At 61.0% G+C, this 24,916-nt stretch carries 22 protein-coding genes; 18 read left to right on the top strand and 4 right to left on the bottom strand.

From position 1 onward, the window contains the following. Positions 1-49: 49 nt before the first annotated feature. On the bottom strand, positions 50-2,944 hold the full coding sequence (locus CHINAEXTREME_RS06265; protein WP_238593361.1) for a COG1361 family protein: 2,895 nt from the start codon (positions 2,942-2,944) through the stop codon (positions 50-52). Between the two features lie 25 nt (positions 2,945-2,969). Between CHINAEXTREME_RS06265 and CHINAEXTREME_RS06260 the strand changes: the two genes are divergently transcribed. The 5 genes from CHINAEXTREME_RS06260 to CHINAEXTREME_RS06240 all read left to right on the top strand — a co-directional run bounded on the left by CHINAEXTREME_RS06260 (position 2,970) and on the right by CHINAEXTREME_RS06240 (position 7,195). Next, the gene (locus CHINAEXTREME_RS06260; protein WP_007139837.1) at positions 2,970-3,674 is read left to right on the top strand and encodes a hypothetical protein; all 705 of its coding nucleotides are present in this window, start codon (positions 2,970-2,972) and stop codon (positions 3,672-3,674) included. Positions 3,675-3,927: 253 nt separating this feature from the next. After that, positions 3,928-5,190 (top strand): HEAT repeat domain-containing protein, encoded by a 1,263-nt coding sequence (locus CHINAEXTREME_RS06255; protein WP_007139838.1) that lies wholly within the window; start codon positions 3,928-3,930, stop codon positions 5,188-5,190. Next, positions 5,187-6,050 (top strand): CheF family chemotaxis protein, encoded by an 864-nt coding sequence (locus tag CHINAEXTREME_RS06250; RefSeq protein WP_007139839.1) that lies wholly within the window; start codon positions 5,187-5,189, stop codon positions 6,048-6,050. Before CHINAEXTREME_RS06255 ends, CHINAEXTREME_RS06250 begins: the two co-directional genes overlap by 4 nt. Positions 6,051-6,491: 441 nt before the next feature. Beyond that, complete coding sequence (locus CHINAEXTREME_RS06245; RefSeq protein WP_007139840.1) at positions 6,492-6,767, top strand: hypothetical protein; 276 nt, start codon at positions 6,492-6,494, stop codon at positions 6,765-6,767. After that, positions 6,764-7,195: a type II toxin-antitoxin system VapC family toxin gene (locus CHINAEXTREME_RS06240; RefSeq protein WP_007139841.1), complete on the top strand. Its 432-nt coding sequence runs from the start codon at positions 6,764-6,766 to the stop codon at positions 7,193-7,195. Before CHINAEXTREME_RS06245 ends, CHINAEXTREME_RS06240 begins: the two co-directional genes overlap by 4 nt. Positions 7,196-7,309: 114 nt before the next feature. Here CHINAEXTREME_RS06240 and CHINAEXTREME_RS06235 read toward each other — a convergent pair whose 3' ends face one another. Beyond that, the gene (locus CHINAEXTREME_RS06235; RefSeq protein ID WP_006673862.1) at positions 7,310-7,519 is read right to left on the bottom strand and encodes a hypothetical protein; all 210 of its coding nucleotides are present in this window, start codon (positions 7,517-7,519) and stop codon (positions 7,310-7,312) included. A 390-nt stretch (positions 7,520-7,909) separates the two neighbouring features. Here CHINAEXTREME_RS06235 and CHINAEXTREME_RS06230 point away from each other — a divergent pair, with 390 nt between their 5' ends. The 7 genes from CHINAEXTREME_RS06230 (at position 7,910) to CHINAEXTREME_RS21795 (ending at position 14,459) form a co-directional block, all read left to right on the top strand. Further along, positions 7,910-9,298: an archaellin/type IV pilin N-terminal domain-containing protein gene (locus CHINAEXTREME_RS06230; protein WP_007139842.1), complete on the top strand. Its 1,389-nt coding sequence runs from the start codon at positions 7,910-7,912 to the stop codon at positions 9,296-9,298. 2 nt (positions 9,299-9,300) lie between these two features. Next, the gene (locus CHINAEXTREME_RS06225; RefSeq protein WP_007139843.1) at positions 9,301-9,945 is read left to right on the top strand and encodes an archaellin/type IV pilin N-terminal domain-containing protein; all 645 of its coding nucleotides are present in this window, start codon (positions 9,301-9,303) and stop codon (positions 9,943-9,945) included. A gap of 226 nt (positions 9,946-10,171) precedes the next feature. Next, positions 10,172-10,666 carry a flagellin gene (locus CHINAEXTREME_RS06220; protein WP_007139844.1) on the top strand — a complete coding sequence of 165 codons (495 nt, stop codon included), beginning with the start codon at positions 10,172-10,174 and terminating at the stop codon, positions 10,664-10,666. Beyond that, positions 10,667-11,140 (top strand): flagellin, encoded by a 474-nt coding sequence (locus CHINAEXTREME_RS06215; RefSeq protein ID WP_007139845.1) that lies wholly within the window; start codon positions 10,667-10,669, stop codon positions 11,138-11,140. Between the two features lie 2 nt (positions 11,141-11,142). Then, the gene (locus tag CHINAEXTREME_RS06210; RefSeq protein WP_007139846.1) at positions 11,143-12,411 is read left to right on the top strand and encodes a FlaD/FlaE family flagellar protein; all 1,269 of its coding nucleotides are present in this window, start codon (positions 11,143-11,145) and stop codon (positions 12,409-12,411) included. A gap of 99 nt (positions 12,412-12,510) precedes the next feature. Further along, a complete protein-coding gene (gene flaJ, locus CHINAEXTREME_RS06205) occupies positions 12,511-14,238 on the top strand; it encodes an archaellar assembly protein FlaJ (protein ID WP_007139847.1) in 1,728 nt (575 codons plus the stop codon). Positions 14,239-14,303: 65 nt separating this feature from the next. After that, positions 14,304-14,459: a hypothetical protein gene (locus CHINAEXTREME_RS21795; RefSeq protein ID WP_169317732.1), complete on the top strand. Its 156-nt coding sequence runs from the start codon at positions 14,304-14,306 to the stop codon at positions 14,457-14,459. 153 nt (positions 14,460-14,612) lie between these two features. Here the strand turns inward: CHINAEXTREME_RS21795 and CHINAEXTREME_RS06200 are convergent, their stop codons facing one another. After that, entirely contained in the window at positions 14,613-15,368 is a 756-nt protein-coding gene (locus CHINAEXTREME_RS06200) for a DUF7500 family protein (RefSeq protein WP_007139848.1), read from the bottom strand. A gap of 284 nt (positions 15,369-15,652) precedes the next feature. Between CHINAEXTREME_RS06200 and CHINAEXTREME_RS06195 the strand changes: the two genes are divergently transcribed. The 4 genes from CHINAEXTREME_RS06195 to CHINAEXTREME_RS06180 all read left to right on the top strand — a co-directional run bounded on the left by CHINAEXTREME_RS06195 (position 15,653) and on the right by CHINAEXTREME_RS06180 (position 21,615). After that, positions 15,653-18,169, top strand: a complete 2,517-nt coding sequence (locus CHINAEXTREME_RS06195; protein ID WP_007139849.1) for a FlaD/FlaE family flagellar protein — start codon at positions 15,653-15,655, stop codon at positions 18,167-18,169. Continuing rightward, a complete protein-coding gene (locus CHINAEXTREME_RS06190; RefSeq protein ID WP_007139850.1) occupies positions 18,162-18,917 on the top strand; it encodes an ATPase domain-containing protein in 756 nt (251 codons plus the stop codon). Before CHINAEXTREME_RS06195 ends, CHINAEXTREME_RS06190 begins: the two co-directional genes overlap by 8 nt. 15 nt (positions 18,918-18,932) lie before the next feature. Further along, positions 18,933-20,606 (top strand): type II/IV secretion system ATPase subunit, encoded by a 1,674-nt coding sequence (locus CHINAEXTREME_RS06185; RefSeq protein ID WP_029601489.1) that lies wholly within the window; start codon positions 18,933-18,935, stop codon positions 20,604-20,606. Positions 20,607-20,718: 112 nt separating this feature from the next. Then, positions 20,719-21,615 carry a CheF family chemotaxis protein gene (locus CHINAEXTREME_RS06180; RefSeq protein WP_007139852.1) on the top strand — a complete coding sequence of 299 codons (897 nt, stop codon included), beginning with the start codon at positions 20,719-20,721 and terminating at the stop codon, positions 21,613-21,615. 270 nt (positions 21,616-21,885) lie between these two features. Here CHINAEXTREME_RS06180 and CHINAEXTREME_RS06175 read toward each other — a convergent pair whose 3' ends face one another. Next, complete coding sequence (locus CHINAEXTREME_RS06175) at positions 21,886-23,670, bottom strand: transposase (RefSeq protein WP_238593360.1); 1,785 nt, start codon at positions 23,668-23,670, stop codon at positions 21,886-21,888. A gap of 249 nt (positions 23,671-23,919) precedes the next feature. Here CHINAEXTREME_RS06175 and CHINAEXTREME_RS22150 point away from each other — a divergent pair, with 249 nt between their 5' ends. Further along, the gene (locus tag CHINAEXTREME_RS22150; protein WP_238593299.1) at positions 23,920-24,087 is read left to right on the top strand and encodes a hypothetical protein; all 168 of its coding nucleotides are present in this window, start codon (positions 23,920-23,922) and stop codon (positions 24,085-24,087) included. A gap of 17 nt (positions 24,088-24,104) precedes the next feature. Then, positions 24,105-24,701, top strand: coding sequence for a transcriptional regulator FilR1 domain-containing protein (locus CHINAEXTREME_RS22145; protein ID WP_238593359.1), 597 nt, complete (start codon positions 24,105-24,107; stop codon positions 24,699-24,701). Positions 24,702-24,916 lie beyond the last annotated feature (215 nt).

The raw sequence follows: 24,916 nt of genomic DNA, 5'->3' as shown, positions 1-24,916 counted from the left end.
GACTGAGACTCCCATGGAGGAAACCGCGCCGTTTACGGCGCGGAGGATGTCATAGTTCTCGGATGGTGATCCCTTCCGGGCGGAGCACGATCGCGACCGTCTCCGTTCCCTCGCCGAACGTCTCCTCGTGAGAGGTGATGTCGTCGACGCCGGCACCGACGTCGAACCGCTCGGCGTCGGGGAGGCAGTCGAACGTGCGCCGCTCGTTCTCGGCGAGTTCGAAATCCTCCACGAAGACGACGTCGTTCTCGGATCGAACTCGTACTCTGACCAGCGACGTCCGTGGCAGGTCGTTCTGGACGATGACCGTCCCCGAGTCGCCGAACGGGACCGCACCGAGGACCGTATTTCGTAACTGGCGCGCTCGCGCGCGGACGGTCGCTGGGTCGTCGCGGTACTTGATGACGCCCGCCCCGACCGCGATCGCGCCTGCGATCGATGCGAGCACCACGAGGAGCGTCGCGGGACTGACCGGCAGCGACAGCGACGACCCTTCGTCGTCGGGCGCGGATTCCGTCTCCGTCGCGGTCGCGACCGACGTATCGCTGTACTCGTCGTCGTCCGTCGACGCACCGAAGGCATAGGTCCCCTCGTCGGACGTCGGCACACCTGCCGACAGCGTCACCTCCTCGTCCGGCTCGAGGACGATCTCCTCCGTCCGGATCGGTTCGCCGTCGAGCGTGAGTCGAACCGTCTGGGCACCCGACACCCCGCCCGCGTTGCGGATCGTTCCCGTCACGTCGAGTCCGGAGTCGGGATCGTCCGCCCCCTCGAGGATCACCTCCTCGACCACGAACCGCGACACGTCGTCGCGGACCTCGACCGACGTGGTCTCGACCGCGTCGCCGGTGCTGGCTCGTAACTCGAGGGTCGGTGGAGCGTCCTCGGTAAGCTCGAACGTCACGGTTTCGGTGGTCGATTCGCCACCCTCGAGAACGATCGTCCGCTCGCGCGTCGCGTTGTCGACGGCGACGGGATTCGTCGTTTCGATCGTGAGCACGTCCCGGCCGGGCGTTTCACCGATGTCTTCGACGGAGACCGTCGCCTCGAGGGTCTCGTTGCGTGCCGCCGGATCGGTGACGTCGGTAAACGTCACGTCGGTCCGACGGTCGAATTCGACGGACGCCTCTTCGCCCGGCGTTTCGATCGTGATGTTCTCGATCGGCGGATGCGTTTCGTTGCGAGCGAACACGAACGTCTCGTTCGTCGGATCGGAACCGGCAAGCGTCACGTTTCGCCGGTCTTCGACGTCCCCGTTGACCACGAAATGCGCCTGGAATTCCGTCTCGCCTCCGGGAATGTCCCCATCGTAGTCGAACGCGGTGTCGACCTCGAGTTCGCCGGTTAGGTTGAGTTGGTCGACGTTCGTCCCCGTGATCGCCGCTTCGATGCTTCGATTGTGTTCCTCTCGAGAGACGACCGGGATGTCGACCGAATCCGAATCGGTACGACTCGAGACCTCGACGTCGGTTTCGGGGACGTCATCGGCATCCGTTTCGTACCTGAACGTGGCAGTCGTCGAGTCTCCGGGAGCCAGACTGTAGACTTTCGTTTCGACTTCGTCGCCGTCGATGAACAGGCTGATCGGATATCGCTGCGACCCTTCGGGGACGTTGCCGTATCGATCGATGTCGGCGGTTACGCTCAATTCATCGCCCGCAACGGCTGCAGTGCTGTTCGTGATGAACACCGCCGCACCTGCAGCACCGATCTCGACGGGCGCAGTGTCGGAGTCGCCGTCGACGGTCTCCGTGTCCTTCACTTCGACTTTCACTTCCTCGAAGACGTAGTCGCCGCTTTCCGTATCGTACGAAAACGTGTGGGTCGTCTCCCCGTCGCCCTCGACGTCGATCGTCGTCGGGCTTCCGTCGATCTCATCCAGCGACTTCCGGTTTCCGTCGTCGAGGAGTCGGAACACCACCTCTTCGGACGCGTCCGCCCACCGCGAATTGTTGATGGCGACGTCAACGGAGATCGATTCCCCTTCGTCGGCGTTTTCGACGTCAGTGATTTCGATCCCCAGGTCGACGTAGTTGTACTCCGGATACTCGATCGGCGTCCCGTTGACAGCGACTACCTCGTCACCATCGACGGTTCGAACCAGTCCGGTATCACGATCCACTTGTAACTCGTCGACGACGACTTCCTGCTCGTCGTCGAGGACGACCAGATCCGGGTCGTCGTCGACCCGATACACCGGTCGGGTTCCGTTTACTTTCGCAACGTCGCCGTCCGGCGTCTGGACGACCTCGAGGTCGTAGTCGTCGTGTTCGTCGACGATGAGGTCCTCGTATCCCCCGTCGCTTCGATTGACGGCGATCGCCGGCTCCGGCGGGAGGTCCTCCTCGAGGGAGCCGCTGACGACGTGGTCCTCTTCGAACCGAACGACGACCCGTTTGTCATCGGGTGGTCCCGACGGAGCGTTGACCGGATCGCTCGTGACGCCGTAGACGTCGGAAGTGTTCGCCGTCGTTTCGAACGTCAGGGGTGACCCGGCGACCGGGGACGACCCCGTCACCGTCGGTTCTTCGTGGTCCGTATCGGCCCGGTCGTCGACGGCGGGTAGAACAACGCTGCCTCCGGCGAGCACAGCGGTAACGACGACGAAAAGGGAGAGGACGGCTATCGCGCCACGGAGTTGTCCTCGCCGACGGTCCCCGTGAGACGCCAGGCCCCGATTCCGACAGCGATCCTCGTCCGCGGAGTTCGTCCGCTCCGTTGCTATTCCGAGTCCGGCGAGAAGAGAGCGAGCGACGACGCTCGAGAACACGGTCCGAGCGACCGCCGTTCGGAGAGAGACAGTCGAGTCAGTACAGAGGTTTCCGTTCATCGAGACGGCACCGGTCGTGTGTTCGCAACTGTTTGCAGGGGCCCGTAATATACTCTCTGGGCGATTTAATTCTCTATATTTGATACCTGCGGGGATGGCCGACGCGCTTTTCACCCATTGGTGAGACCATACCGTAACGATGACTACGGGTCGCGGGTGCTCGATAGAAGAAAGCGACGGCGGCGAACCCGGAAACCGCTCGCCGACGGATACCGAACCGGACGGTCGACTGACACGCCGGCGTGCGCTCGCCACTGCCGCAGCCGTTTCGGTCGGAGCGACGGCGGGGTGTCTGGACTCGGCGCTGAATCTGGACGACACGCGAGTCGAAGTATCGCCGGAAGATCCCGGCGACGATCCCGAAGCGACCCCCGGAGAGTTCTACTTCCTCCTCGAGAAAAACGGCATCGTCGTCGACGAACTGTACCACGATACCGAAGACAACGATCTGATCCTGTTCTACGAGTCGACCGCCGAGAACCGGGCGGAATCCGACGAAGAGGTCGCACTGATCTACCGCGTGTTCAGCGAAGGGCTCGTGGATCGTGGCTCGGACGTCAACCACCTGTACACGGAGGTACTGGATCGGTTCGACGGGCAGGTCGAAGGGTGGGGCGTCAACTCGCAGTGGGCGGAGCGCCACCTCAACGACGAGGTCGGCGATCTCCAGCTCTGGAACCAGATCGTCACGACGATGGTGTACGAGGACGGCGAGGAACGGGGCGCTTCCGAAAACGGAGGTGACAACGACTCCGAGGCCGTTCTCGGCGACGGCAACGAAAGCGCCCCGACGACGGATACGGAGGACGGTGAGGAACGTGACGACGGCGACGAGAACGAGTAGGCGTCGCTCGGGCCCCGACGAAGCCGTCAGCGTGCGCTCGGGACCGGGGAAGACCTGCCGATATGCGACCGGTGAACGGCAGACGGGCCCCACGTGTCGGGCCGGAACGAAACCGGACAGGAAGAGTGAATATTCAGCGGTCGCTACCGAGCCGGTACGGACGAGAATCCGCAACTCCCCCGAGAGTTGTTTTCCGTCCCGAACTGCGGTGAAGACCGGGATGGATGCGGCGACGGGAACGGTGATCTAGAACATGTCCCTCTTCGAACTCGAGCGCAACGCGGAATTCGAACGACTCGTCGAGGTTCTTGAGGAGAGTTCGAATCCGAACGTACGACGGCGGGCCGCGGAGATCCTGGGGAGTCTGGAAAGCGAGATCGACGATACACGCTTCCCTCGCGAGGACGTCGTCGACGCCCTCGTGGCCGCCTCCCAGGACGACGACGACGAGGAAGTCCGCGCGGCGGCCATCGACGCCCTGGACCAGTACGGACAGGAAGCCCTCGAGACGTTCATCGGCGAGGAGTCCGGGCAGCAGATCGACGGCGTCGCCGAGTGGAAGAAGGCGAAAGTGCTGGCCCAGGGACTGACCGCCGACCGACCCGAACTCCGGATGGCGGCCGCCACGGGTCTCGGCCGGATCGGCGAGGACAACGTGATGAAACCCCTCGTGGAGCGACTCGAGGATTCGGACCCCCGGGTTCGAAAACGAGTCGCGCGTGCGCTGGGGCGGATCGGCGCGCCCGAGTGCGTGCCGGCGCTGACGAACCGATTACACGAGGACCGCTACGGCGTCCGCATCGAGGTCGCCTACGCGCTGGCCGACATCGGGACGAACAACGCCCTGCGGGAACTGGTCGACGTCGCCGATGCCGACGACGAGCGGCTCCGCCGGATCGCCGTCGACGCGCTCGGCAGGCTGGGGAGCATCGAGGCCGTGGAAGTCCTCGCGGAGGCGCTGCGGGACGAGTCCGATACCGTCCGCCGGACGGCGATGTTCTCGCTCGTGCAACTGCTCTCGGAAGCACCGGCCGACGCCAGCCACCAGATCCGCGAGAAGATCGTCGGCGAACTCGAGGCTGTCACCGAGACGGAGGTCGTCCAGCCGCTGATCGACATCCTCGATCAGAGTACGGAGACCGCCCAGCGGCGCAACGCGGCGTGGCTGCTGGGCCGGGTCGCCAACGACGACTACGAACGCGGGGCCCAGGAGGCGTTGATCGAGACGCTGGCCGACGACGACGAGATGACCTCGAAGTTCGCCGCGACCAGCCTCTCCCTTCTGGACGGGAGCAACCTCGAGAAACGGCTGCTCGATCTGGTGGAAGACGACACCCGGGACGAGGAAGCCCGCGTGAAGGCGCTGTTCGTCCTGGGGAAGATCGGGACGGAGACGTCCCGCAACAGGCTCGCGGGGTTCGTCGATCGGACGGAGAGCGATCGACTGCGTAAACGCGGGTTCTCCGCACTATCGAAACTCGGCGGCGCGGGGATGCCGAGTGGTGACTTCGCATGAGCAAGTCCGAACAGAAACTCGCGGACGTCACCGGGCAGTTCACCCAGGTGATGCGAGATGGCCGGAAGCTGTCGGATACCGACTGGTCCAACGGCCGGATCATCCTCTCGAACAAGCGGATCGTGATCGCGAGCAACGACGGGAAACACACGATCCCGCTGTCGGAGATCCAGTCGATCCGCGGGCGGTACGACGTCAACCAGACCGTCGCGAAGGTCTCGGACTACATCAGCATCAACTACGGGGCCGACGTCTTCCTCGTCTCGATGGGCGACGTCGAGGAGTTCGAACTCCAGATCCAGAAGGCGATCCTGGACGGCGAGATCGTTCTGATCAAACACCCCGCGGTGAAAGGCGGCGTCGTCCAGGACAGTTCCTGGGAGAAGGCCCGCGTGAAGATCAACGACGGCGTCGCGAACTTCGCGGTCGAATCAGGCTCGCTGGTCCAGATCGAGGTCGACGACGTCGGCACCGTCGAGAGCGACGAGCGGACGATCCGCTCGAAGGAACGGCCCGTGATCGAGGCCGAACACACCGAGGAGGGCTCGAGCGTCCAGACGTACCTCTCGGGGGGCGCACAGAACTGTGCGATCCTCAAGTCGGTACTCGATCGGGGAGCCGAGAAGAACGCCTCCCAGATCGAACTCTCGGGGAAGGAAGAGGAAGTGCTGATGGCGATCTACTCCGGTGTGTCGCCGTTCGAGGTGCCGGAGTTCCTGGACATGGACGTCGACGAGGTCGAGGAGATCTACGAGCGGTTGATCGAACTGGACGTGTTGGAAGAAGTCCGGGTGCGTCGGGAAGTGGCGTTGAAGCCACGTGGACGGAATATCGCGAGCGAAGCGATGAATAGCAAGTGATTGTCTGTCGTTCTATCTGAACCACAGCTTCGTGAACGAAGACGAGAGACAGTTAGTCTCTCCTCTATCGGTAAGAAAATCCCGCCCTTCCTGCGAAGGACGAACGTTCCGACAGGGCCGGAACCGAGGAACGAGCACCGGGTGACTGCTGCAAAGTCGCTCGTACCCCTGCGACGAATGACAGGTGTCGTATCATTGCAACGACCAGTTCAAACATCACAATCTGCCTTCATACGGATACAACAGTAACCGACGGATCTCGTTGCCAGGACTGTGAAACGCGTCAGTGTTCGGCTCCATGTCGAGACAGACCCTCATGCGTCGTTTCGTTGCATCAACACTTTTGAGTGTGTGAAACGAGGGATAACTGATCTCCAGTTCTGAGACAGTCCGCATCTACTCGTAGAAACGTTTACCCAGTTACGGATGTAACTGAAAGACATGACGACGGCGGTCAAAGTACACGAAGACGCGAAGTCCCGTCTCGAGGAACTCCAGGCGGAGATTCGACTGCAGACGGGGCGCAGCGTGACACAGCAGGAGTTGTTAACGCGACTCATCGACGACGCGTACGAATCGCGCGACGAGGTGATCGATTCATTCCGGAAGTCGGCAGTACCGCTCTCGGAAGAGGAAAAAGCGGCCATGCGCCGCGATCGGTACCACTCCGGTGTCGAGACGGACGAGAGCGATATTGACGACGTGCTCTACGGATGACGATCTGTATCGATACTGGCGTTCTGTATGCGGATCACGATCTGGATGCATCGAGACACGGCGCAGCGAGCAATGCACTCGAGGCAGTTTATGACGGGGAGTTCGGCCAACCGTACGTGAGCGACTATATTTACGACGAGGTCGTTACGCTCACGCTCAAACGGGGTCAGGCATTCACACCGGCACAACGGATCGGTGAAAAGATTCGTGGTGTCGATCCGTACCCGCAGGTATACGAACTGGTTCGAGTATCAGCGGTCATATTCGACGATGCCGTGGACCTATTCGAACGCTACGACGACCAGGCGTTGAGTTTCACGGACGCGACGACGGTTGCACTTTGTCGGCGCCACGGTATTGACGCCGTCATGAGTTTCGACGACGATTTTGACGGTATCGTCGAACGGATCGACCCAGAATCCGTGTGACTCGAGCAGTGTTTTCGACCGCCCGGAGCGCCGGTGAGTAGCTGGAACGATGAGAGAAGAGCAGTGCCTCGAAACGAATCGGTCGGACGCTGCGATGCTGTCCGTCGCCGTCGGTCACTCGGTCGCCTTCGAATCCTGCTTGAGGTAGCTGACGTCGCGCTCGAGTTCGTACCCCTGCGGAACCCCCACCTTCTCGAGACAGTCGCCACAGATCGGCTTCGCGTAGGACCGGTTGTTGGTCTTGCCGAGGACGTTTGCATCGTCGAGCGAGAGGAGCTCGTCACAGCGGCTACACTCTACCTTGTCGCCGTCGATGATTTCCATGCTATTGGGTTCGGGAAAGCGACGGGATAAGTGTCCCGGCCGCGGGCGGGCGATCGGCTCCGGGGTTCTCCAGAAGTGGCACACACCTGACTGTTCTCGAGGGAGTGGAGCCGACTCGAGCGTTCGACCGTCGACGCTCGAGGGTCGCTTCCGAACGGTGGCTCGAGGGGACAGTATATAGGAGCGGAGGGTTCGGCAAGTAGAGTTAAGTGGGATATCTTCGGATCGGCAAGAAGGCTTAAGTCGATAGCCTGTTGGCAATTAGGCTTATATAGTGTCAGATTGGCGAGTAGATTTAAGGCTGGGTAGTCGGAATCGTGGCATACGTTCCAGCAGCGACTGAACCCCCGGTTCGGGCGGTTATAGACTGCTGGAGCAGGCAACCCAATCATGTTCGAACGAGTAACAGACGAGGAAGAACGCGGCCAAGTGGGGATCGGCACCCTCATCGTGTTCATCGCGATGGTGCTGGTCGCTGCGATCGCCGCAGGTGTGCTAATCAACACCGCTGGCCTCCTGCAGACGCAGGCGGAGGCTACCGGTGAGGAATCAACGTCACAGGTGAGTGATAGGCTAGAAATTGTGAGCCAGTCTGGGAGCGTTTCACCAACGTCGCTCGACGTTGACTTCGACGGGTCCGATGCGACTGGCGAAGTCGGCTTCACTCTCGAAGTCGGGGGCAGTTCGGACGTAGTTGCAGAGGAAAAAGTGACAATCTCTGTCGCAACTGCTGCCGGTGCTGACTTCGAAGACACGAAAACGGTCGAACTTCCAGCTGCCGGGGAAACTAAGGAGTACACGTTAACGAATCTCCCGGCAGGTGAAACCTTTGACATCACAGTAGACGGAGATAATTTCCACGCCCAGACGTTCAGCGCCACCGACGGTGATGCGGTTGGCGATAACTTAGTTGTTATTGACAGCGATATCGTGGATGAAACCCTGAGTGACCAGGAAACGCTAGTCTTCGTTTCGGTCCCTCAGAGCGAAATTCCGGAAGAGACCGCTGAAGAAAACCTCAAGGTTCGCCTGACGGACCAGAACCGTAAACAGGGCGAATTCATCGGAACTGGTTACGGGCTTACCACTAGTGAAACCGTCGAAGACATCAACGGTATTAACAGTGGAGACGCGAACACGGAAGACTTCAGTATCAACGGCGACGATGGCTTCTTGTCCGCGGCCGCAACCGGTACCGACCCGATCGAGATTGATACCGAAGGTGTCAATATCGTTGCGTTCGATCTCGGTGATCTCACCGAAACCAATACCGACGGAACGGGAGACGGAGCAGGCCAGTACAACGTCGAAATTATCGGCCTCCACGACGGGAGTGGGAACCCGATAACGACGTCGTTCACGGTACCGACAGACAGCGGAGCCGCCGTTGGCGTTGATGCTACGGGCGGTGTCGCAGGCAATATCGAAAACCGCGTGAGCGAGATCCAGTTCGTGACCGCAACCGCCCCCGGCTCGAACGCGATCGACCTCGAGCAGACGACGGTCCAGTTCATCGGTGAACAGGGCGCGGACACCGTGGCTATCGATAAAGGCGAAAATGTCGTCAACATTCAGGGCGTCAGCGACGGCGTGCTGACCGACAGTACCGACCGGGCCGAAGTGACGTTCAGGGTCGTCAGCGAGATCGGCGACTACACCCGCTTAGAAGAGGGTGAACGGTTGTCGGCCATCTTCACGACCGACTCCGGTGCGACGACCGAAACTGAGCTTCGCGTTCCGACGACAATTACGAACGAAGATGAATCGGTGAGGCTATAACAATGTTCGAAACTATCACCAACGACGATCGTGGTCAGGTTGGGATCGGTACGCTCATCGTGTTCATCGCGATGGTACTGGTCGCCGCAATCGCCGCGGGCGTCCTGATCAACACTGCAGGACTCCTGCAGTCGCAGGCTGAAGCGACCGGCGAAGAGAGTACCGACCTCGTCTCCGAGCGAATCGACGCGACGAGCGCAGTCGGTATTGTCGAGGATGCGGACTCGGGTAACCTTAGTGAGATCCGTGTCGGTATCACTGCAGCACCCGGTGCTGACGATATTGCCTTAGAGGATACGATCGTTCAAGCGGTCGGTCCGAATGGCCAAGCGAACCTGGTCTACGAGGATGGATCCGGTTCATTCGATTTCGATAGCGACGACCAGGTCAGTAACCTGGACGGGACGTTCGTCGCCGAAAACGATAACGACGAATATGTCGCACCATCTGACGCTGTTCTCGACGAAGAGAACGACGACTTCACGCTCGTCTTCAACCCTGCAGACGAGCCGTTCGGCGATAGCGAGAACTTCGGCGAGGGTGACCAGTCCACGCTGGACATCGTCTCCCCGTCGTCCGCAACGACTCAGGTCGACCTGACCGCGCCCGACCTCTTCAGTGAGGACGGCGAAGCGGTCCGTCTCTAAGCGAGACGCACCGACCTGAACCGATTCGAGCGATTATTTTTTCGCGGTGTGTCCGACCCCTCGAGTGGCGACGCACCTCAGTAACCCCCTCGAGCGTCCCGAACGACCACCCGACCACTGGTACCTACGACCCACGATCCACGACTTACGATCCGCGAGACACGTTCGCACGACGCGATCCGGGTGGCCAGAGCACTTTTACAAGTTACCTCCCTCCCAACACACAATGGGGTTCAGTACGAGCGGCGCTGTCGCGGTCATCCTGATCGGCGTACTCATCGCCGTCAGCGCCGTCGTTCCGACCCTCTTCGAGGTCACCGCCGCGACCGGTGACGCGTTCTCCGGACAGAACGAACAGTTCCGGGACCAGCAAAACACCGCGATCACCGTCGAGTCGTTCACGTACGATAGCGACGCGGACGTCTCGACCGTCCGAGTCACCAACGACGGTGCGACCGCACTGTCGGTCGCCGAGACCGACGTCGTCGTCAACGGCGCGTACTACCACGTGGAAGGCAACGACGACCGGACGGCGGTGATCCGCGACGGCGAGGAGCGTCCCGACAGCGACGTCTGGACGCCGGGAACTGTCCTCGAGATCACCATCGACAACGCGGACCTCGAGGCCGAGTACGAGGTTACCGGCGACGGCGACAGCGTCCGGATCACGACCGAGAACGGGATCGCCGACCGACTCGAGGTCGGCGGAGGTGGGAGCTAGATGTCGAGCGTCACGGCCACCCACCTGATCATGTTCGTCGCGAGCCTCGTGGTCGCCTCGGCCGTGGCGGGGACGGTCATCATGGAGGTGACGGAAGTGGGGAGTTCGATCGAGACCCGCGGATCGGCGGTCGCGGAGGAGATCGACACCGAAATCGAGATCATCAGCGACGAGACCAAGCCGAACGCGATGGTCGAGGAGGACGCGGACGGGAACGTGGTCGCGATCACCGTGCTGGTGAAGAACATCGGCGACGAGAGCGTCGACACCTACCCGGGGGCCGTCGACGCGCTCGTGGACGGGTCGTATACGAACGTCCAGCGCGTCGAGCGCGTCGACAGCGACACCGGAAACTGGGGGCCGAACGGGGTCGTCGAAATCGAGATCGACACCACGGACAGGGAGATAAGCGGGGATACCGAGGTGGCGATCATCGTCAACGGGAACGAAGACGCGATCGACTTCTACTACTGATCATGACACTACTGATACAACTGTTCGGCGAACTCGGCGGCGACGGCGACGAAGACACCGACGGCGACGCCGACGCCGCGGACGACCTCATGGGCGGCGCGGAAGACAGCCTGATGAACGACGACTCGCTGTTCGACGACGGCGACGACGGCGACGACGACGAGCAAGAACTCTCCTATCGCCTCGACGAAGTGGAGAAGGAAGTCGACGGCCTCGAGAGCAAGGTGGAAACCGTCCGCGGGGAGAACGAGAAGATCAGCGATTCGATCGAGACGGTCGAGCAGAACGTTGACAAACTCGTCGACATGTACGAGATCGTCACCCAGGGTATCAACCCGTTCGTCGGCGACCAGGAGATCGGCAGCGCATTCGAGTCGGCGACCGGACAGAGCGGCATGCTCGGCAGCGACCCCGAGGGCGAGATCGACGACGACCTGATGCAAGCCGAAGCCGACGAGTTCCTCGATGATGACCTCGAGGACGAAGACGAAGACGAGTTCGACGATGGGTTCGATGACGAGCTCGGAGGGGTCGACGGAGCCGACGAGCTTGACGACGGGGTCGACGACGACTTCGACGACGGGATGGACGGGTTCGAAGACGACTTCGACGACGGCGAAGACGAACTGGAGGCAGACGACGACTTCGCAGATCCGCTCGAGGAGGACGGGTTCGACGACGGCGACGAACTCGAGACCGGCACCGACTCCGTCGAACCTGAACCCGAGGACGAAACCGAAGCCGAAGCCGAACCTGAACCTGGGCCCGAAACGGATCGCGGGGAGGCCGAAACCGCCGAGAACGTCGACGCCCTCCCACAGAACGGGGACCTGGACGAACCCCCGTACCTGGCCCGGCACCCGTCCCGGACCGACGCCGAACTCGTGACTCTCGAGTGGCTCCAGTTTCTCGTCGAGGAAGCGGGTGCACACGGGGCCGCAGGAACCATCGCCTACTACGAGTCGATCGGCTGGATCTCGGAACCGGTCGAAACCTATCTGCAGTCGATGTTGCGCGGGTTCACGGACGAACCGACGGTCGACCCGGACGAAGAACCCGAGCCGAGATCGGTGCTGGGGACCGAAGACCACAAGCGGAGCCTCCAGTACATCGCGTGGATTGCGACGCCGGAACGTGCGCCACAGCCGCTCGGTGACGAATTTGGAGGGCCTGCGACCGACGAACCGGAGTCCGAACCCGAGTCCGACTCCGAACCCGACTCTGACTCCGAAACCGAACCCGAAACCGACCTCCCTCCCCCGGGGCAGTAGGCCGGTGACGCGCCCAGAAACTTTGTATAGCGGGCATAACTACGTGGCGGGTACGCTCGGGCTCCGCTCGAGGGACTGGTCGTCCGGGAGATACGTACTATGAGTGTCGTTGGGAACACGGAATCAGCAGCCGACGCCGGGAGATCCATCATCCGTGCGTACGACGAGATGGAGGTCCCGACGCGGCTGTACGTCCTCGGGATCCTGTTCCCGTCTTTTCTCTTCTTCGTCGGGACGATCGTGGCTGCGGTCGTACTCGACGTGTTCTTTCTCGTTCGGGTCCTCATTCCGGTCTTCGGGGTGTTGATTCTCGCGTCGGCGATCGGCTACCCCCGCCTGGCCGTCGACAGGCGCCGCGTCGAGATGGAGAACCGGTTTCATCTGTTCGTGACTCACATGACGATCCTCTCGACGACGAACATCGACCGAATGGAAGTGCTGCGCCAGCTCGCCCGGGAGGAGGAGTACGGCGAACTCGCGAACGAAGTACAGCGGGTGGTCGACCTCGTCGACGTCTGGCACATGAGCTTAGACGACGCGTGTCGCCGGCGAGCCGAATCCGTCCCCAGCGAGTCGGTCGCCGACCTCTTCGAACGCATGGCCTACACCCTCGGGGCCGGTCAGGACTTAGACGAGTTCCTCGTCCAGGAACACGACGTACTGGTCGACGAGTACGCGACGGTGTACAAGCAGTCGCTGACCAACCTCGACGTGCTGAAGGACCTCTACCTCTCGCTGATTATCTCGATGACGTTCGGGCTGGTGTTCGCGATCGTCCTACCCCTGCTGACCGGGAACGATCCGACACTGACCGTCTCGCTCGTCATCGTGCTGTTCATCTGCGTCCAGATGGGGTTCCTGTTCGTGATCCGGGCCATCGTTCCGGACGACCCGATCTGGTTCCTCGAGGAGGGGTACCGTACCACGACGAAGAAGTTGCTGCTCGGTTCGACGGTCGTCGGCCTCGGCCTGAGCCTGCTTTTCATCGTCGTGATGACGCTGATCTTCTTCAAACTCGTTCCGGGTGCGAGACAGGTGCCGATCAGGTCCATCCCGCTCTTGCTGTACATGCCCATCGCGACGACGCCGTTGCTGATTCCGGGGTTCGTCTTCTGGCACCAGGAACGACAGGTGTTCGATCGTGACAGGCAGTTCCCGAACTTCATCCGGGCGCTCGGGACCAGCGAGAGCGCCAAACAGAGCACGACCTCGGAAGTCCTCGCAACGTTGCGGGACAAGAACTTCGGCGCGCTCACCGAGAACGTCGACGACCTCTACCGGCGGCTGAACATGCGGGTGAGCACCGAGAAATCCTGGCGGTACTTCACCGGCGACGCCGGCTCCTTCCTGATTCAGAAGTTCAGCGAGATGTATCTGATCGGCCGCGAGATGGGGGGTGGGCCGAAAAAGCTCGGCGAACTCATCAGCCAGAACATGAACGAGATGATCAACCTGCGAGAGGAGCGAAAACAGCAGACGACGACGCTCATCGGTGTCGTCTACGGGATCACCGCCGCATCGGCGTTCGCCTTCTTCATCGGTCTGGAACTCGCGGTTCTCCTCTCGAGTTTCGACATCGATATGGGCGGGGAAATCGCCGGCGGCTCGCTGATCTACACCGACCAGTACGACGTGCTCATGCTCCGGTACCTGCTCATCCTCGTGTTGATCTTCAACGCGTTCATCTCCTCGATGGTGATCCGCGTCTCCGACGGCGGACACTTCGGCAACTCCTACATCCACTTCACCGCGTTGCTATGGCTCGGTGCCGTTACCGGCGCGGTGACGAACCGACTGGTCGATATGCTGATCTCGGTCGATCTATAACGACGACCGATCGAACGCGAGCGGCCGTAAAACCGTTAATACCTGGCCGGCAACATCCGGTCACGATGTTGCTCGAGTTCACCGACGCTGATTCCGATTTGCACCCTCGCCTGGACCGGGCGATCGCGTCGGCCCATAGCGCGTTGTTGCTTTTCGGTTTCACGATCGTCCTCTCGCTTTTCATGGCCGGCGTCATCTTCCTGAACGGGACGGGCCACTGAGCGTCGATACCGGACGGCAGAGCAAGGGTCAGTGGAGTGGAAGTGGATTACGACCGATCCGACCGTCGATTCATACGGATTGCTGTCCCGACGGACCGGTGTAACCGCGACCCGGGCGGCGGTTGCGCCGGAACTGACGGACAGTAACCCGTATCACTCGAGCGCCTCGAGCAGTTCGCCGATCGAACTCGATTCGTCGAGGTCGTGTTCCCGAAGTGCGGCCCGCAGTTGTGGTTCCGACAGCGGAGCGTCGAAGTCGGATTTGGCGAACAGAAGCGAGGCGGCCCGGTCCGTGCGGGTGTCGCGGGCGACGTTCCGGGCGTACCAGAACACGAGGCTGTTGAACGTATCGAGCACGTCGTCGGAGGTCATCCGGTGGCGGACAGTTTCGTCGCCGAACCGGGAGACGATGTCTACGGCGTAGCGGGCGTCGACCCGGTCGAGTTCGTCCGCGAGGATGGAACGGGCGGTCTCGGGGCTCTGGACGGGTTGGTGCTGACGTCGGGGCGACGACGCTCCGGCATTGGGTTCGGTTGGCGCGTTGTGGGTGGAGGGATGTCCTTGACCCTGGCCCTGGCCTCGACCCTGACCACGCCGTCCACCGCGAGCGCCCCCGCTCCCGCCCCCGCCCCCTGCCTCGAGGTCGGTCTCCTCGTCCGGCCCGGAACCCGCCGATGGCGACTCCCTCGTGGGAAGCGAGTCGCTCTTGTCGGGTGCGTTCGGCGGCGACCTGTCCGCCGACACGACGTACCGGCCCTCGGAGATCTCACTGACGTATGGGCTGTCGGAGATGTCCAGATCCTCGGGCGAGAGGACGCCCCCGGCCTCCGAGGAGGACTGTTCGCTCGGCAAGACCGGCGGCACGTCCGCGTTGTCTTTCGGGTTCCCGTCCTCGTTACGTTCTGTCATTGCGGACCGATACGCGTAGTTCGGGATCACGGAAAAAGAAACCTTCGCTCAAACGGACCTGTTGGGAACTCGAAACGGGCAGAATATATACTGTCAGCCGGCTGAACGGGACCGGATTGGAGGATCGAACGCGGCCAGAATTACTTAATACATCGAATTGCAAAGCATTCACAGATGACGACTCGTCACAGCCCCGATCGGATGGGCAACGAGAGCGGGTTCCGGCGACAGCGGTCGCCGGCCGGGGCTGTGAGAGGAAGGAGCCACTCGAACGATACGTCACCATGTTACTATCCATAATCGGCAACATCCTCGGAGAGGACGACGACGGGAGTAGCGGAGACTCCGGGAACGACGACCTGATAGGCGGCGATCTCTCCGGTACCGGAAGCACGAGTGACCAGGGGCTGATGCCCGACGCGGGCGGTGGAACCGCATCCGGTACCGACGACTCCGATGCCGGCGGGATGGACATGGGTGGCGACGACTTCCTCGACGACGACGGCGGGGACGACTTCCTCGAGGACGAAGGCCTCGGAGGGGGCGACGAGATGTCCCTCGACGAGGTCGAAGACGACGGCGGCGTCTCGAGCGAGCTCGAGGCCCGCATCGAGGAGATGGAGAACGACGTCGGCTCGCTGTCCTCGACCGTCAACACCGTCCAGAGCGAGAACGAGAAGATCAGCGATTCCCTCGAGGAGATCGAAGAGGACATCCGGAAACTGCTCGAGGTCTACGAGATGGTGACCCAGGGGGTGAACCCCTTCGTCGAGGGGGACTCGCTGAGCGAGAGTTTCGACGGCGGTGGCGGTGGCGGCATGGCTGCCGGAACTGGGGAGTTCGGCGGTCAGAGCCTCTTCGACGGTGGTGACGAAGGGGGAGGCGACGAGGACATGGACGAGGACATCGCGGACGCCGAAGCCGAGGAGTTCCTCGACGAGAGCATCATCGAGGACGACGATGGCGGCGACGACTTCGACGACGTCGGGATGGACGACGGGTTCGACGATGCCGAGGACGACCTCGGTGGCGATGACCTCGGCGGTGACCTCGGAACGGACGACGGTGACGACGACGTCGGCGGCTCCGAGGGGGACCTCTCGTTCGACGAACTGAAATCCGAGTACGAATCCGGCGAGGCCGACTGGGACGAGAACCCCGACGCCGACGAGGCCGCTGATAGCGCCGAGACCGACGGCCCGACGGACGAAACCGCGGACATGGAGATGGACGCCGCCAACGACGACGATGACGACCTCGCGTTCGACGAGTTCGACGAAGGGGCCGAGGAGACGAGCCCCGGCGACGAACTCGAGGAGGCGGGGATCGGCGTCGCCGAGGAGTCGGACGACTCCGAACTCGAGGCGGAACTCGGGATCGGGGCGTCCGAAGAAGACGACACGTCGGAGGCCGAACCCGGCCAGGACGGGGACGCCGTGCTCGAGGAATCGGCGCCCGAAACCGAAACTGAGAGCGCGAGCGAGGGTGAGGGCGACGCTGTCGACGAAACCATTCCGTGGGACGACGGCGGTCGCCCGTACCTTGCCGAGATCCCCTCGGAGTACAACACCGAGTACGTCGTGATGGACTGGCTCGAGTACCTCGTCGAGCAGGCCGGGCTGAACGGCGCGGCACAGACCCTGCGCTTCTACGGAACGATCGGCTGGATCTCGGCGTCGGTCGAGGACTACCTCCAGACGATGCTGAACGGGTTCGAGGGCGGCCCGGACCTCGAGGACCCCGAACCGCGGTCCTCGCTGGGCGTCGACCACAAGCGGAGCCTGTGGCGAATCAGCCAGATCGCAACGCCGGCGAAGAAGCGCCGGTCGTTCGACGAGTGGCTCGCCGACGAAGGCATCTCGACGCGTCGGACGATCGAAGTGGAGGAGCCCGGCGAGACGGCCGCAGAGGCTGACGAGGACACAGACCACGAGACCGACGTCTCGGACCCGGCCGACGACGACGACCTCGAGCAGTCGTTCGAGGGAGAGGCCGAACTCGAGATCGAAGACGAGGTCGAGGACGAAGACGAAGACGACGAGGGTGAAGACGATGCGGAAGAAGCCGGAGAGGCCGACGACGAACGGACCGAACTCACGTACACGGAAGTCGAACCGGCGGACGACGCCGAGAGCAACGGCGAAGACGTCGAAAGCCACGAGCCGGACGAAATCACGGAGGAGTTCGCCGCGGAAGACGTGACCGTCGACGAGGACACCGTCGACGTCCCGGTCGCCGCAGCCGGCAACGCCGGTGGCACGGCAGTCGACGACGGCCCCGAAGTCGGCGAGGTGAGCCCGGAGGAACTGGTCGCGGAGACGGAACCGGACGACGAAGACGACGTCGGGCTCGAGGGGTCGACCGCGAACGAGACCGAGATCGAGACCGAGATCGAGACCGAGCCCACGAGTGAGAACGGGACCGTAGCCGAAACTGAAACCGTAGCCGAGCCCGCGAGCGAGAACGGAAACGACGTCGGCGAACGCTGGACGGAAGCGAGCGACGAGGACGAATCGAACACCGCCCAGCGGATCGTCATCGACGAGTCGGGCATCGCCGAAACCGAGGCGACCGAACGGGAGCGAAACCGCGATCGCGACCCCGGAGGAATGGTCTGGGCCGACCCCGAGGTCGTCCAGACCGAGTCCGGGACCGAGATTCGTGACGACTACTACGGATACACGGACCCAGACGACCGCGGCAAGCCAGTGCTCGTTCCCGACGAGAGTGCGGATCTCGAGCCGTGGCAGGTCGAGTTCATCAACTCGATTCTCATCTCCGACGAGACCGACTATGAGTAAGTTAAATAATATTTTCTCGATCGGACTGGACGACCGGGATCGGCTGAACAAGGAACTCGGCGGGGGGATCCCGACCGGGAGTATCGTCCTGATGGAGGGCGACTACGGGGCCGGCAAGAGCGCGATCTCCCAGCGGTTCGCGTACGGCCTCTGTGAAACCGGCAAGTCCGTTACGTTCCTCTCGACGGAACTCGAGGTCAAGGGGTTCATCGAGCAGATGGATTCGCTGAACTACAACGTCGAGGAACACCTGCTGTTCGAGAACATGCTGTTCCTGCACGGCGACCTCGACAGCGGGGGCGTTCTCTCCGCCGACGAGGAACAACAGCGCCAGGACCTCCTGACGGACCTGATGGAGGAAGACACGATCTGGTCGGCCGACGTCATCATTATCGACACCTTCGACGCCATCCTCCGTAACGATCCGAAGTTCGAGGCGCTGGTCAGGGAAAACGAGGAGCGCCAGGCCGCCCTCGAGATCATCTCGTTCCTTCGAGACATCATCTCGCAGGGGAAAGTCGTCGTCCTGACCGTCGACCCCTCGACCGTCGGCGAGGAGGCGATCGGGCCGTTCCGGTCGATCGCCGACGTCTTCATCGAACTCGAGATGATCGAGGTCGGCAACGACATCCGCCGGCAGCTGTTCATCAAGCGCTTCGCTGGCATGGGCGAACAGGTGGGCGACCGGATCGGGTACTCGGTCCGATCCGGAACAGGTATCGTTATCGAGAACCGGAGCGTCGCCTAACGCGGTGGTTGCTCGATGACGGAAATGGGGACGCCCAAGCCGTCGGACGAGCTTCAGGAGCTTGCAGCTCGCCGACCGCATCTGCGCGAACACCTCAAGAAGTTCCGGCAGATCACCGGCGAGTTCCCGATGTTAGTCGACGAGCCGACGGCCGAACACGAGGTCAACCATCCGAACGTGCTCTACCCCGTCGGGGGACCGATCTACAGCCACGTCTACGGCGACGTCGGGACGAAGATGCAGTACTTCGCCGTGGAGCCGACGCTCTCCCAGGAGGAGCAGGAGGTCTTCGAAAAGATCAAAGACTCCCTGCTGCGCCGGAGCGCGACGAAGAAGGCCCCGGAGAAGGAAGCCGAGTACGACGACCGTATCGAGGAACTGCTCAACGAGACGACCCACATCAAAGACGACGAGCTCGACAGCCTCATCGAGCGGTTGAAGGTCAAGTTCCACCCGGGCATCCAGGAGATCCCCGAGGAGACCTACGAGAACATCCGCTACCGGCTCAACCGCGACATCGTCGGCCTGGGGCCGCTCGAGCCGGTCATGCGCGACCCGGAGAACGAGGACATCCACGTGATCGGCCCCAACGAGTGTTACGTCGACCACGGCGTTTTCGGGCTGGTCGAGACCTCCGTCGACTTCGGGACCCCCGAGGAGTTCGACCAGTGGCTCTCGAACATGGGCGAACGGATCGGCAACCCGATGACCGACGCCGAGCCGATCATCGACTCGACGCTGCCGGACGGCTCGCGTCTGAACGTCATCTACAGCGACGACGTCAGCGTGAAAGGGCCCTCGCTGACGATCCGTCAGGGCGACGAGGTCCCGCTGTCGGTGACCCAGATTACGAACTGGGGGACGCTTTCACCGCAACTTGCGGCCTACCTCTGGCTCTGTCTCGAGAACGAGCGGACGGTGTTCGTCGTCGGCGAGACCGCGTCGGGGAAGACGACGACGCTGAACTCCATCATGACGTTCATCCCGCGGGACTCGAAGATCTACACCGCGGAGGACACCGCCGAGGTGCTGCCGCCCCACGACACCTGGCAGCAACTCCTGACCCGCGAGAGTCGCAGCGACGACAGCGCCGACGTCGACATGTTCAACCTGGTCGAGGCCGCGCTGCGTTCTCGCCCCGAATACATCGTCGTGGGCGAGGTCCGTGGTGAGGAGGGTCGGATGGCGTTCCAGGCGGCCCAGACCGGCCACCCCGTCATGCTGACCTTCCACGCCAGCGACATCGTCTCGATGATCCAGCGCTTTACGGGGGACCCGATCAACGTCCCGGAGACGTTCATGGACAACGCCGACGTCGCGCTGTTCCAGAACCGCGTCAAACAGGGCGACGACGTCCTGCGCCGCGTGACGAGCGTCCAGGAGATCGAGGGCTACTCCGAGGAGATGGAAGGGGTCGTCACCCGGCAGGTGTTCTACTGGGACCCCGTCGAGGACGAGATCATCTTCCAGGGGATGAACAACTCCTACGTCCTCGAGGAACAGATCGCAACCCTGCTGGGGTATGCCGAAACCCGAGACATCTACGACGACCTGCAGTTCCGCGCCGACATCATCGAGCGAATGATCCAGGAGAACATTCTCGAGTACCACGAGGTGAACTCGGCGATCGAGTCGTTCCAGCGCGACGGGGTCGAAGGGCTGCCGTTCCACATCACCCGACAGGACTGACGACTGACGAGAGTTTCGCGGCGCGCTCGCACCCGTCCCACCGATCGAATAAGTCAATGGAAACGAATATGACGACGAAACCGCTACAGTACGGCATTCAGGACGACCGACCATGAACGAAGACATCGTCGCCGACTTCACCGGCCACTTCTTTCTCGGACAGTCAGGCGGTGAAGACGGCGGATCGGGGGGGAAGCCGGTGAACGGTCGGATCATCATGACGAAACGGCGGGTCGTACTCGCGTCGTCCGACGGGAAAGAAACGATCCCGCTCTCGCGGGTCGTCGACGTCAACGTGGGGAGCGTGCCGAACCACGTCAAGCAGTTCTTCAACGATACGGTGACGATCGGCTACCGAGACGAGGAGGGGTCGACCAGGAGCGCGGTCATCGAAAGCAAGGGCGAGATCGCCGAGAAGTTCGTCGCGATCCTGTTTCGTTGCCTGCTGAACGGGCGGAAGGTCGCGGTGAAACACCCCGCCCGCGTCGGCGGCCGCGTCAAGGACACGCCGGTCGTCCCGGGAAAACTCCGGATCAAGAACCGACGGATCGAGGTCCAGACCAAAGGCGGGAACTTCAGTTTCGACGTCGAGCGAGTGATGTCGATCGACCGCGGGAACAAGATCGGCGAGAGCGACGACCGGGTGACCCTCGTCGTCAAGCACATCGACGACGACTCCGGACTGACCAAGACGTCGCTGATCGCGCCCTCGAAGAGCCAGTACGTCAACCTGCTCGCACGATTCCTCCGCCTCGAGTTCGACGAACTCCGCGAGGAAGTCGACGACATCGACCTCTCGGACCCCGAGAAGCGCGTCCTCGTCAGCGTCCACGCAACCGGCGGCGATATCGACTTCACGAACATGCTGGACGGGGATCCGGCCTACGTAACCAACGTCTTGAACTCGGTGCGAAACAAGGACCTGATCGTCGAGAGCGGCGACGAGATCTCCTTGACGCCGAAAGGGCGGATCATCGTCAGCGAACGGATCGAGGACGTCAACGCCTGATGGAGTCCTGATTCGGGCCGAGCGTATCGACGGGCAGGCAACCTCGAGTGCGACGAGGACGGCGAGAATAGCGCAGCTAATCGAGAAACGGGTTCCTCCAAGCACAGCTAACAGTGAACAAAAGTTCTATCGGGGCCAATCCGGGTGAAAACATGGCCTCTCAGAAAACTAGAATCAGCTATCTAGTCGAATCTGATAAGAAAACGGCGAAAACTGAATCACAGAATAGTGTCGCCACTATCGGATTTCGAACCCGAAACGGCGGCCAGTTCAGTCGACTGGCCGCATGAAGTTCGCTACGGCGGCCACGAACACCTCGAACTTGATGAGCGGCTCACCAGCGAACTCCATCCCGAGACGCTTCTTCGCGAGCCGATCGATGCTCAGCGGCGTATCTCCCTCTTCGAATCGGTGATCGATTTTATACCGCTCCTCGAGTACTTCCCGTTTCACACGCTTCCGCTCTTCCATCTTCACGACGTACTCGACGTCGAACCGGTCGGCGGTCCTGAACCCGTGGCCGTAGTGGAACTGGTTGTGGACTTCTGAACACCGCCCGTAGGCGGCGTCCATGTACACCGTATCCACTACCACGAGGTCCTGCGCTCGCTCGACGAACTGACTGACGTGGTTGGCTAGCTCCTCTCCACTCCGACTGTCGATCGGCTCCACCCCGTAGATCATCGGACAGGTATGCTCAGCGAATGCCGCAGCGGCGAACTGGAAGCCGTATTCGATATCCTCGTCTTGCTTTTTCGTGCCGTTCACCCACTGCACACAGTCCCGTACGCGCTTGGCAGCAGCCCGTTTATCTGGGTCGTCGAAGTTCGCGTGCTTGATGTCCGCTGGGTCCTCGCCGACGATCGGCTCGAGGTCCCACTCTTCGATCGCCTCTTTCACTTCCGACCGCTCGCGAGCGCCCCAGTCATCGTTGTCGGGATCGGCGATCGTTTCGAAGCTGAACGTCTTCCCGATACCGGTGTACTCGACGGTCGTCACGTCGATTGCAATGTCGACGGGCCGGTCGTAGAGGCCGATATCCTGTGCCCCGCCGACCATACTTTCGATTGCGGCGTCGAACATCTCGAGCATCTCCTCGAGACGTAGCCCCTTCATGTGGTCGAAGAAGGTCTTGCCGTGGGGCAGTTCGCCGTCCTCGGGGCAAGCGTAGATATCGAAGACGTCGCCGCCACCGTAGACACTCGAGTTCGTCAGCCCGCAGTGGGCGATCACCTCGAGAAAGAGGTTTTTGCGGATCTCCTTGCTCTTCCCGCGTTGGAAGCTAATATTCGGACAGACGTGGCGCATCAACTCGTTCACGAGCCGGCGGATCTGCTCTTTCGTGAGACCATCTGGGTCGAGTTTTTCCTCCGACTCGCCGGGATTCACGTCATCGTTCTCGCTCCACAGCTCATGCATCTCGACGAGGTGGGTGTGTCGATGCCAGTAGGCTTCGACCTCGTCGGCGACGTCCGTGATGAACTTCTCCACTCGAGCGAGGAATCGACGATTCGCACACCGGGTGATCGTCGTCTGATGAGGCGTCTCTGGCGTGTGATACACCTTGAGGGCAGGATACTCGTTTTCGTCACCGAAGTCCGGTTCGAAGCCCAGTGTGAACGCGATCGTGGGGTTGCGCTCGAGGAAGTCCGCGAGATCCTGGTGATAACGGATTCCTCGGAGTTCGGCGTAGATGAACGACCGGCGCATTACCTCGAACTCGTAGATTTCTGGGTGGTCATCCCAGTAGGGATCGTTGAATTTCTCGAGTGGAATATTCGCGTTCGTCACGGCATTGGCCACGTCGATCTCATCGTTGAGATCGTCGATAATTTCGTGGGCGGTGATGAGAGCAGCTCGATGGGTAGAGTGTTTTGGATCAACTGGATCAGCAGAGTAGAAACTATTATACGGGTTTTCTCCAGGCTCTCGGGAAATGTTATCTAGGTCAATCGAGCCGAGAAGATTACGATTCCGTTCCTCCCACGAATCAGCATCACCAGAGACGGATTCAGTAGACAGAGAGGTGTTTTGTTCCGGGAACCTGTTTGTCATTACCCCATACTTTCCTGAGTTCGAATAAAAAGTATACGCTACCGGAGTGAAAGTATAACTCATTACTATCGATTGGGTATTCGACAACACGTGGTTTCTTTTCCGTCGCTTCACCTGTTGATTATGCACACAGAGTGCGAATGTCGTACGTTATCTGGCTTGACTATGCCATATTGAATACCACTGTGTTAGTTATCTCTTATCGTTATCTCCAGTAGCTATAAGTGAATTTTCACAATACATAGAATTATGGATACGGAGAAAGCGCACGCCGCCTACATGGTCCTCCACAAACGGTCGTCGATATTCAAACGACTCATCGATGGCCCGGCTTATCAAAACCAACTGGTCGACGAGGTAGACGCCTCACAGTCGACGGTTTACCGTGGCTCAAACAACTCGAAGATCACGATCTAGTCAAAAAACAGGATGGTATGTATGTACCGACAACGTTCGGCGAAGTCGTCTATACACAGTATGAGCGAACCGATGAAATCGTCCGGACGTTTGCAGAATCGAAGCGATTACTTGAAACGAGACAGGAGATTGGAACGGTTCTTGATCCGTCCGTCGCTCGCGATGCAACGACACGTGTGATCGGGGAAACGAGACCAGACCTTGTGTACGAATATCTTGAAGAACAAGTCTCTGAGGCGACCAAGATTAGTGGTGTCGTGCCGACTATTTTCTCGCCTATGGTTGAGACGTATTTGACTCAGACGAGAGTGAACCGACTGGATGCTGAGTTTGTCTTCGGAAGAGAGGCGACTGAACACATACAAACGAAACTCAGTGACAAATTCAAAACCCTCATCAACACCGGGAATTTCGACGCTTATTCGTACTCTGGTGAAATTCCGATGGGGGTCGTCGTGATTACAGAACCCATCGAACATGTTCTTGTCGTTATTCACGACGATATTGGTGTTGTTCGTGGTATCATCGATTCTAAGGATAGGGCCGCAGTTACGTGGGCCAGAGACTGGTATTCAAAACATAAGGCCGAGAGTACACCGCTAACACTCTCCTGAACACCTCCTGAAGTGTAAAACGTCGCGGGAGATCTGGATTAGAGACCCTTCCGTTTTCTCTTCGTTGATTTGGTAGACCGTTCCACCATCGTTTAGTGATTCAACACGGCCAGAATATCAAAGTTAGAGCGTCGTATTGTGGAGAGCGGCGAAGGCTGTGAGCCACGATCTGGTTGAGGTGGCGGTGCAGTGAAAGGGAAATCGGTGGTAGAAGC

The sequence above is a fragment of the Halobiforma lacisalsi AJ5 genome, assembly GCF_000226975.2.
Lineage (GTDB): Archaea > Halobacteriota > Halobacteria > Halobacteriales > Natrialbaceae > Natronobacterium > Natronobacterium lacisalsi.
This window is presented reverse-complemented; position numbering and strand designations above follow the sequence as displayed.

Excerpts from the sequence above, each read along its gene's own strand:
- CHINAEXTREME_RS21795 (WP_169317732.1), top strand. The coding sequence starts at position 14,304 with ATGTTGCTCGAGTTCACCGACGCTGATTCCGATTTGCACCCTCGCCTG.
- CHINAEXTREME_RS06175 (WP_238593360.1), bottom strand. The coding sequence starts at position 23,670 with ATGACAAACAGGTTCCCGGAACAAAACACCTCTCTGTCTACTGAATCC.
- CHINAEXTREME_RS06260 (WP_007139837.1), top strand. The coding sequence starts at position 2,970 with ATGACTACGGGTCGCGGGTGCTCGATAGAAGAAAGCGACGGCGGCGAA.
- CHINAEXTREME_RS06225 (WP_007139843.1), top strand. The coding sequence starts at position 9,301 with ATGTTCGAAACTATCACCAACGACGATCGTGGTCAGGTTGGGATCGGT.
- CHINAEXTREME_RS06220 (WP_007139844.1), top strand. The coding sequence starts at position 10,172 with ATGGGGTTCAGTACGAGCGGCGCTGTCGCGGTCATCCTGATCGGCGTA.
- CHINAEXTREME_RS06215 (WP_007139845.1), top strand. The coding sequence starts at position 10,667 with ATGTCGAGCGTCACGGCCACCCACCTGATCATGTTCGTCGCGAGCCTC.
- CHINAEXTREME_RS06245 (WP_007139840.1), top strand. The coding sequence starts at position 6,492 with ATGACGACGGCGGTCAAAGTACACGAAGACGCGAAGTCCCGTCTCGAG.
- CHINAEXTREME_RS06250 (WP_007139839.1), top strand. The coding sequence starts at position 5,187 with ATGAGCAAGTCCGAACAGAAACTCGCGGACGTCACCGGGCAGTTCACC.
- CHINAEXTREME_RS06200 (WP_007139848.1), bottom strand. The coding sequence starts at position 15,368 with ATGACAGAACGTAACGAGGACGGGAACCCGAAAGACAACGCGGACGTG.
- CHINAEXTREME_RS06180 (WP_007139852.1), top strand. The coding sequence starts at position 20,719 with ATGAACGAAGACATCGTCGCCGACTTCACCGGCCACTTCTTTCTCGGA.
- CHINAEXTREME_RS06235 (WP_006673862.1), bottom strand. The coding sequence starts at position 7,519 with ATGGAAATCATCGACGGCGACAAGGTAGAGTGTAGCCGCTGTGACGAG.
- CHINAEXTREME_RS22150 (WP_238593299.1), top strand. The coding sequence starts at position 23,920 with ATGGATACGGAGAAAGCGCACGCCGCCTACATGGTCCTCCACAAACGG.
- CHINAEXTREME_RS06230 (WP_007139842.1), top strand. The coding sequence starts at position 7,910 with ATGTTCGAACGAGTAACAGACGAGGAAGAACGCGGCCAAGTGGGGATC.
- CHINAEXTREME_RS06185 (WP_029601489.1), top strand. The coding sequence starts at position 18,933 with ATGACGGAAATGGGGACGCCCAAGCCGTCGGACGAGCTTCAGGAGCTT.
- CHINAEXTREME_RS06210 (WP_007139846.1), top strand. The coding sequence starts at position 11,143 with ATGACACTACTGATACAACTGTTCGGCGAACTCGGCGGCGACGGCGAC.
- CHINAEXTREME_RS06190 (WP_007139850.1), top strand. The coding sequence starts at position 18,162 with ATGAGTAAGTTAAATAATATTTTCTCGATCGGACTGGACGACCGGGAT.
- CHINAEXTREME_RS06255 (WP_007139838.1), top strand. The coding sequence starts at position 3,928 with ATGTCCCTCTTCGAACTCGAGCGCAACGCGGAATTCGAACGACTCGTC.
- CHINAEXTREME_RS06240 (WP_007139841.1), top strand. The coding sequence starts at position 6,764 with ATGACGATCTGTATCGATACTGGCGTTCTGTATGCGGATCACGATCTG.
- CHINAEXTREME_RS22145 (WP_238593359.1), top strand. The coding sequence starts at position 24,105 with ATGTATGTACCGACAACGTTCGGCGAAGTCGTCTATACACAGTATGAG.
- flaJ (WP_007139847.1), top strand. The coding sequence starts at position 12,511 with ATGAGTGTCGTTGGGAACACGGAATCAGCAGCCGACGCCGGGAGATCC.
- CHINAEXTREME_RS06195 (WP_007139849.1), top strand. The coding sequence starts at position 15,653 with ATGTTACTATCCATAATCGGCAACATCCTCGGAGAGGACGACGACGGG.